Here is a 2,292-nt window from a genome sequence, read left to right on the forward strand (position 1 = left end):
GAGGGGACGCCGGAGAAGGTGGTGAAGGAGCCGCGGTCGTTCACGGGGCGGTATCTGGCGCCGTTGTTGGCAATAAGGTGACAGGCGAATGCCGCTCTCGATAAACCCGCGCGATGCCCGAGATGAACATGAGATTTTAGCTAGTCTGCGAGGCCTCACAGCTGAACCTGGCTATATTCACGCGCTCGCATTTCTGGCTTGGCGCGACAACTACATTGGGATCGGCAGTGAAATGACGCCAGCCGATATGGCCAAATCTTATGTAGATACTCGGCTTCTGCGATCGGAACTTGTTACCGTACAAGGCATGATGATACAGTCGGATGTGAAAGATAAACTACCTGATCCGGATAAATTCGGATTTTTTGTCGATGAAACAATAAAATTAATGGCTGAACTGCATGCAGCTTTTAATAAGCCGATGATGCAGGCTTTTGATTTAATAACTACCTCTGGTGGTGGGAGTTTATTCAATCAATCTCAATTTTTACGCGAACCGATCTTCTACGGTGGTGAATCGGCGCACGCCTTTCAATATTCGGCTTTTTCGTCAAAGCGATATGCATCGGATAACGATTGGCTCATGGCCCACGTTGGGTTTGGCGCCCAAGACATGCAAGATTTTGTTTACAGTCTAAATAGCCTACAAGAGGAGAAAATTCTAAGCCATTCAACGGTTATGTTACATCAGAGGCCCGATGAATGGACGTTCTTACCAGCATTTGTGTTTTCTCCGGAAGAATTGTCTGAAAAATCAGGAATGGCGATTGAAGTAATCGCAAATCTTATAGATTCATTCTCAGTAAAACCCGGAGAAAACACAGATTTTGTCGAGATAGGTGATTTCAATATCGTATTGGCAAGGCCTATAATAAAATTAGGGGACGGGAAGTACGCGTGCCTTGACGTATATACACTTTCAGAAGCTGTATACGACTCCCCATTTTATTGGATGCAGTCTGACCAAGATTACAGAGTCGTTGCTGCGCGTAACAGAGGTTCATTTACGGAGGAATTTACACGAAACCGATTAGATTCGGTTTTTGGCAAAGAAAACGTGTTTCAGAACGTAAATATAGAAGGAAAGAAAGGTAAACGCGCTGGCGAGATAGACATATTTGTGAGGTTCGGCGATCGAGCTCTTGTAATTCAATGTAAATCTAAAAAGCTCACCCTCGAGGCTCGGAAAGGAAATGACGGTCAGCTCAAGTCCGATTTCAAGAAGTCAGTTCAGAACAGTTACGACCAAGCGGCATCGTGTGTTGCTTCTATGATTTCGGGCAAATACAAAGTTGTGGCCGAAGATGGCGCTGAGATTGATATTTCGCAAATTTCTGAGTTTTACCCAATCTGCGTAACCTCTGAGAACTATCCCGCTCTTACGGTTCAAGCGCGAGAAAATCTCGTTATCAGGAACGGAGTGAAGGGACTGCATCCGCCCTTTGTGACTGATGTATTTATGATTGATGTTATTACAGAGTTTTTAAACTCACCTCTGTACATTATTAGCTATATTGATCGGCGTGTTAATTTCGCTGAAATTATAAATTCTATCAATGAGTTTTCAATTTTTGGATATCACCTCAAGCACAACTTGTGGTTTGAGGATGATACTGACCTAGTGATGTTCGATGACTCACTCGCCATAGATCTCGATACAGCGTTTTCGGTTCGACGCAGGAATCTAGCTGGGTCGCAAACACCAGAAGGGATTCTGACGAAAATACAAACCTCCTACGTAGGAAGATTGCTAAAGGCCATCGAGCATTCTCCGAACCCTGGGCTGATTGCACTAGGATTAAGCTTGCTGAAGCTCAGTGGGGACACAATCGATACGATTGAAGCAGGCGTTGCGAGTCTCTGTTCGACACACTTGCGAGATCAGCTGCACCATGACTTCTCGCTAGCTTTTGGTTCCGGGAGTGAAGGTCTCACGATCCATTGTAATGACCTTCCTCAATTTGTGTCCCTAAAAAAACTTGAGGATCATTGTGCGCGACGCAAGTACGTCACGAAGGCTAGAAGCTGGTTCGGGATCAGCATCAACGCTTCTGATGGCATGCCGAAATTTGGGATCACGCTTCAAGGGCCTTGGAAACAGGATGAAGCAATGGAGACCGATACAGCAAAAATGAACAAGGTCGGGAATCTTGTTCGAGTTGGCCGGATGCTTAAGCCGCTCAAGCCGGGTCGGAATTCGTTGTGTCCGTGCGGAAGCGGGAAGAAGTATAAAAAGTGCTGCCTTAGGGGGTGATACGCAAACCCCTTTCCTACACCCCCACTCCCAGCATA

The 2,292-nt window shown here is 45.9% G+C and carries 1 protein-coding gene; it reads left to right on the forward strand.

The window, feature by feature from the left end; genetic code table 11:
- Nucleotides 1–88 precede the first annotated feature (88 nt).
- Nucleotides 89–2,254, forward strand: a complete 2,166-nt coding sequence (locus tag AX692_RS18795; protein ID WP_081095128.1) for an SEC-C metal-binding domain-containing protein — start codon at nucleotides 89–91, stop codon at nucleotides 2,252–2,254.
- Nucleotides 2,255–2,292: the final 38 nt, after the last annotated feature.

Origin of the sequence: Erythrobacter donghaensis, from assembly GCF_001557325.1 — a bacterium.
GTDB lineage: Bacteria > Pseudomonadota > Alphaproteobacteria > Sphingomonadales > Sphingomonadaceae > Erythrobacter > Erythrobacter donghaensis_B.

Excerpts from the sequence above, each read along its gene's own strand:
- AX692_RS18795 (WP_081095128.1), top strand. The coding sequence starts at position 89 with ATGCCGCTCTCGATAAACCCGCGCGATGCCCGAGATGAACATGAGATT.